This window comes from Moorena sp. SIO4E2, from assembly GCF_010671945.1.
Lineage (GTDB): Bacteria > Cyanobacteriota > Cyanobacteriia > Cyanobacteriales > Coleofasciculaceae > Moorena > Moorena producens.
The window spans coordinates 1-5,880 of the sequence record NZ_JAAHIE010000464.1 but is presented as its reverse complement, the minus strand read 5'-3'; the positions used below and the strand labels follow the sequence as shown (position 1 = coordinate 5,880).

Here is a 5,880-nt window from a genome sequence, read left to right as displayed (position 1 = left end):
GTTCGAAAAACCCTGTATCCATGGCTGCGTAAACCTTTGATTGCGTCCCTCCCACAGGCAAACTAGTCAGCGGGATTTGAGATTAGAAACCCATGGCACCAAAAAATTATAAAAATCCCCCAAAGCCGAAAACCCCCTGTCTAATCACCGGGGATGAAGGCTAACAGCGGCTTGACGCGCCGTAAGAAAAATATTTTTCTATTTCCGGAAATTTTACTTTGTGTAGTGTAGACTACTTTAGTAGTTAAAGGTCGATACTAATGATTGTTTTACAGTTCAAGGCAATTGGCAAACAAAAGCAATATTTAGCAATAGAAGAAGCGATGATAACAGCTAAAATTGTTCGCAATAGCTGTATTCGCTATTGGATGGACAATAAAGGTGTTGGGAAATTAGACCTCAACAAATATTGCACTGTCTTAGCTCATCAGTTCCCGTTTGCCAATGAATTGAACTCTATGGTCCCCCTCGCCAGTGCTGAACGAGCATGGTTAGAAGTTACCGTAAGAATAGTGGAGCCTTATTTCATGAGTTTTAACCATGCATCTGCATAGCCTATCGCCTATAAAGGCTCCACTATTCTAAGGTTTCATCTCCGGTCATCAATTGCCCGTTTATACGAAAACTGTAAGAAAAAAGTTTCCGGAAAGAAAGGTTTTCCTAGATTCAAAAAACATTGTCAATCAGTTGAATAAAAGACTTCTGGATGGAAATTATGTCCAGATAAAAAGTCAATCATTTTTAGTGACAAAAAAGGGATTGGAAAACTCAAACTCAAAGGAACATGGAATTTCTGGCGCTTTGACAAAAAGCTAATTAAGAGGGTTAGGATAGTCCGTCGAGCCGATGGTTACTATAGCGCTACGCGCAAGTCAGAAGTCACAAGTCAGAAGACAAAAGTTTACTACAACAGGTTTTCAGCTTTTAGCCATGTCCTAACTTTAATGGGTAGTGCTATATGTTCAGTTTTGCCTTCAGATCGATATCAATGAGTCTGTTCCAGCAACACCGAATAGCAATACTGTACCCTTACCTAGGTTTTATCGAAAAGGGGAAAAGCGTCTAAAGTTCTATCAACGTCGAGTTTCTCGAAAAAAGAAAGGCTCTGGGGAGCATGTCACCTTTGTAATTAGGTAAATAGATCCCCCCTAGCCCCCCTTAAAAAAGGGGGGAATTAGATTCAAAAGTCCCCCTTATTAAGGGAAACGGGGGATCTAAATCAGGGATTAACAAAACTGACATGCACCCAAGGCTCTGCACTAGTCGAAATTGTTCTAATTGTGGTGAAGTAGTTAAAAAATCTCTATCAACTAGAACCCATGTTTGTCAGTGTGCTTGTTCTCTCGACAGAGACCACAACGCTGCAATCAACATCCTAGAAAGAGCCTTAAGTACGGCAGGGCATGTCGGAACTCTGGTCTTAAACGACCCAAACGCTTGGGGAGATTTGGCCTCTACTGTGGCTGGTGCAAACAAGTCATGGGCAAGTCGAGTCGTTGAACCAATAATCCCCGCGTATGCGCGACCGGGGAGTGTCAAATCTCTGAAAAAATTCAGCTTAAACTCAGGCTTGACTAAGAGGTTGTCTGAGAAGTCTCATTTGCTACATCCAAGCCCCCGTTGGTCCCCCAATTCTGGGGGACTTTTAGAAGCAAATTGACTCTTGTTTCCCCCAAAGTTGGGGGGTCAGGGGGGCAAAATTCAGGATCAAAAAACTTTTCAGATATCCTCTAAGGGTTAAGGCTAATTCTTGTAAATGTCTATTATAGTTTAATAATTTAATAAACTTATGAAAACTACCGCTAACTTTATTAATTTATTGGCACGTACAACATCAATCTTGATTGTACTGCTGTTTTGCGCACTCACCCCTCAACCAAGCTATTCTCAAGGTTTACAATCTGTCAACGGTCACGTTGCCGATTCTAATAATAACTCATCTGAAACCCAAAATAGTTCCCAAAATAGTTCAGCCAACGGCTCACGCTTACGATTTATTCCACCAACCGATAGCGCTCCTCGAAAGAGTAATGGGTCTGGTTCACGAGGCTGGTATGAGCAGTTACCCCGTGAATTGGTGACGCTGTTAATTCCCTCACAGAAAGTAGCTGCACAGACGATATCTGGTCATCCTAGATTTTTATGGTATTTGTCCGAGCCTGTAGACGTACCAATAGTATTTACCTTGGTGGACACAGTAGAAAACCAGACAATATTTGAGAAAAGGATTGACTCAGGTCAGGTAGGGATGATCTCAGTAGAACTTCCGGAAAACAGTCCAGAACTGATTGCAAACCCACCAGGACTAGAGGAAGAAAACAGGAAGATATACATGTGGTCTGTTACCCTAGAATGCGATCGCGAAAACCCGCCTAAGACTTCCTATTATAGGAGCTGGATTGAGCGGGTATCACCACCCCCAGAATTAGAGCAAAAGCTAGCAGCAGTTGCTGCAAATACCAACAGCTCCACCTCTGAGTTACTGCATCAACAAGCAATCATCTATGCCGAAGCAGGGGCTTGGTTTGATGCCCTTGATGCCCTTTACCAGGCTCAAGCTGCTAATCCCAATGACTCCTCGATTCGAGCAGATTTTATCGCTCTGCTGGAGCAAGTGGGATTGGGTCGTGTGGTACAGTAGTGGGTCAGTGGGTCACAGAGTTAACACAGAGTATGGGATGTTGCTGGGTTTGTTGTTTTGCGATTCGGCCAAAGCCCGACGCTGCACGAACGCAATATATCTCTAGGAAATGCGATTGACCTACGGTCACGCTACGCGATCGCATTCCTCAAAGACTTGTGTAAAACTGGAACAAAGTAATCACAGACTAGTAGATCATGATCAATTTGGACACTGAGGATCGTAAGCAACTAATCACTCTACTCCGCTTACTTGATTCTTATCGATCGACCGTTTTTGATTATATTCCTCAATCAATTCGGAAAGATTAGCATTTTTTTCCTTCAGAAGCTGCAGGTACTCTTCTTCCATAGCATTGGTAAGTTCAAGATTTCTCATATCTATCGCTAAATTAATCTTAAACTCAGAAAATTTGTTATTAAACGCTGCTGCATTATCATAGCTTTCCGAAGGGTTAGTTGTGGCACTTATGGTGCCGAACAATGTTCCTAATAGACTAATAACAAATATAAAAAAATTGACGATATTTTCGGCTTGTTCATCAGAAACAAATTCTTGAATAAACGAGACCAATAAGTCATTACCTGCCGTAATACCTCCGATAGCCGCTCAAAAAATGGGGATAGTATATTGCAGAACAAAGAAAACGTACAAAAGAAAGTTTGAAAAAGAAATTTGAAAGTCACATCGTCTTTGGATATCCAAGAAAATCTTGTAGTAGTTAGACGAGAAGATATACTTTTTTTCTTTAGGTTTTTGTACCCACACGGTTTTCAATTTATCTTCTGCTAAGAAGGGTTTTGAAAAGTCCCTGGCTGGTAGAGTTCATGTCAGGTGGGCAGTGTCAGACAGATAAGATAAGCTGGGCTTTTCGCCTTTGTAGACACTGCCCACCCTACGATTAATGACTACAGATTAATCACGTTTTGTCTAAACCCGACCCTAAAAAAACCAAGCATAAAACTTTTCTGGCCATGATCTAATATCAAGTCCGGTTGACTAATCATGATATCCCTTCTGGCGTAACAGGTAATAGATAATTGGTAAGCTATCAGCTATCAGCTATCAGCTATCAGCTATCAGCTATCAGCTATCAGCTATCAGCTATCAGCTATCAGCTATCAGCTATCAGCTATCAGCTATCAGCTATCAGCTAATGCGCTACAGATGGTGCTACTTGAGTGGCCATTGGCCAACGGCTGACCACTGACCACTTACCGCTGACCGCTGAAGGCTTACGATTACCGATTACTACCAATCCAGAGACTACTTGGGAGTTGATTAACCGGACTTGATATAACTACTTACATTTACTTGGACTTTAGACAGTAACCGGACACTTAGGGTGAAGATTGATCAAAGTGACAGAAGAGGGATATAACCTTTTGCCTACTTATGAGGTACACAGGATTTTTTCCCTGTTCACTGTTCCCGATTATCTCTTCACTGTTCCCTGTTCCCTGTTCCCTGTTCCCTGTTCCCTAAAATCCCAAAATTATGTACTTCACCCAATTGACACTAGATTCAAACCAATTCACCCATCACCGCTCTGCGCAAAATCTCTGTCACTTCTGTTGCTATTCTGGCATCAAGTTCCACCGCTTCACGATTGAAATCTCTTGGTTCAAGCACTTTTGCTCCCCGTAGCGCCATACTGAAGGTAATCAATTTAGCTGGCTTGAGGGAATCGTCAAGACTAGGCTTAACTAATTTAACTAGCGCGACATAAACCGCTTCGGTTCTGTTCCTAATACTGGTAACTCCGTTGCCGAGTTTTGAGATAATCACTGTTGAGTCAATCACATTCAACAAACCCAACTCTTTAATAGCTAAATCAACTAACCGAGCTGGATCGTTCCCCATTGCTCTGATGATACTTTCGAGACTATCCCACTTAACTCCCGGTAGCTGGCATGGTTCCGGTATGTAATTATGCCAACCCACCATTGAGATCATCCGATTTAAATCATAAGCCGATATAGTATTACTTTCCCATTGAGGGGGTTCAGGGTCAGCAGTTAGAATTATGCTTTTGGTTGTGCTACCAAACAACTGGGGGTACTCAATAAACGGTTTTTCCCCATATCGGCCACGGAAAATCAGGCTATCATTGCCTGTAATCTGTTTCAGCCAATTTTCTAAGTCCATTTGGGGAGCAAAGCGCTTTAACATTGCCCCTAAGCAATTAGAACTTGCTGTATTGTAGTCATAACTAATCACATCTGTGATTAAATCACAGACCGGAATATCCCTTTGATTTCCAGCTTGGTCTGTGCCTCGAATTGTACACTTATCAAGATCGTCATTAGGAGATTTGCTATTAAGGCGAGACACTAGATTAATAATCGGTATAATCTTACTACCACTCCATAATTCGTCATTACTTAGGGCATTTCGTCCCAACCATTTTACCTTGAACTCTTCCTCTACAAAACTACCAACACAGATACAAGCTTCTTTGATGTCTTGATGGAGAAACTCTAACCCTTGCTGATCAATATCTGGAAGTTGCCCCAGATTTGGATAAGGACTGAAAGTATGATCCGCTTTAATTCCAGACACGAGATGTTTACCATCGGGTTTATGGTTCAGGTGGGAGGGATAATCTTTAATTTGCTGTTTGTATGGTGAAGTATCAATACCGAGATATAATAGTTTGGGATTATCTTCAACACCTTCGTCAGCAGCTTGGAGATATTTTTGGTAAACGTTATATTGGCTATAGTTATCTACAGTGATCAAGACTTCAGTCTCGTCAATGTCTAAATTCCACAGCACTGAATCTTCGGTGCTTTTGACCAGTTGCTGATCACAAAATACTTTGAAAAAAATGTCTGGTCGTTGGTCAGCAAACAGTTCTTGAAAATAGGATTCATCGAATTCCATCCCAAAGCTGCCATGGTCATCAGTGATGGCGCTACCCACCAAGTTGTTGAAAATAAGGTCTTTATCCCATGCTTCAACCCGTAATCCTGAAACGACGCCACTGGTTTTTGGATCGATTACCCGACCTAATATCCTAAATATTGCCATACTAAATTCTACGCTCAAAGTCAATAAATGTAGCTGATAACTAATGGATTAACCAAAGGAACAGCCCCTATTTGTTTTATCTACGTATTGATGATATTCCTATATATGATAACACTTAATTTTATTATTTTAAGTTAACACTTTAAAATAATAATAGGTTAATAATATAACCCTTGAAATCGATAAATACCACGGTTACAGTGGTA

The 5,880-nt window shown here is 41.2% G+C and carries 4 protein-coding genes and 3 pseudogenes; 5 read left to right on the top strand and 2 right to left on the bottom strand.

Annotation, left to right across the window (positions count from 1 at the left end):
* Positions 1 to 260: 260 nt before the first annotated feature.
* From F6K37_RS30575 to F6K37_RS30550, 5 genes and pseudogenes are all read left to right on the top strand, one after another.
* Positions 261 to 491, top strand: a pseudogene (locus tag F6K37_RS30575) (transposase); the annotation flags it as partial.
* 108 nt (positions 492 to 599) lie between these two features.
* Positions 600 to 854: pseudogene (locus F6K37_RS30570) on the top strand (RNA-guided endonuclease InsQ/TnpB family protein); the annotation flags it as partial.
* Positions 855 to 1,017: 163 nt separating this feature from the next.
* Positions 1,018 to 1,660 (top strand): annotated as a pseudogene (locus tag F6K37_RS45740) (zinc ribbon domain-containing protein); the annotation flags it as partial.
* A gap of 129 nt (positions 1,661 to 1,789) precedes the next feature.
* Positions 1,790 to 2,641 (top strand): DUF928 domain-containing protein, encoded by an 852-nt coding sequence (locus F6K37_RS30555; protein WP_008181405.1) that lies wholly within the window; start codon positions 1,790 to 1,792, stop codon positions 2,639 to 2,641.
* 57 nt (positions 2,642 to 2,698) lie between these two features.
* The gene (locus F6K37_RS30550; RefSeq protein WP_267871999.1) at positions 2,699 to 2,821 is read left to right on the top strand and encodes a hypothetical protein; all 123 of its coding nucleotides are present in this window, start codon (positions 2,699 to 2,701) and stop codon (positions 2,819 to 2,821) included.
* Positions 2,822 to 2,875: 54 nt separating this feature from the next.
* On the opposite strand, the gene F6K37_RS30545 is transcribed toward F6K37_RS30550, so the two are convergent.
* Together F6K37_RS30545 and F6K37_RS30540 are read right to left on the bottom strand one after the other, a co-directional pair.
* Entirely contained in the window at positions 2,876 to 3,214 is a 339-nt protein-coding gene (locus F6K37_RS30545; protein ID WP_287254268.1) for a hypothetical protein, read from the bottom strand.
* 951 nt (positions 3,215 to 4,165) lie between these two features.
* Positions 4,166 to 5,692 carry a peptidoglycan-binding protein gene (locus F6K37_RS30540; protein ID WP_287254266.1) on the bottom strand — a complete coding sequence of 509 codons (1,527 nt, stop codon included), beginning with the start codon at positions 5,690 to 5,692 and terminating at the stop codon, positions 4,166 to 4,168.
* Positions 5,693 to 5,880: the final 188 nt, after the last annotated feature.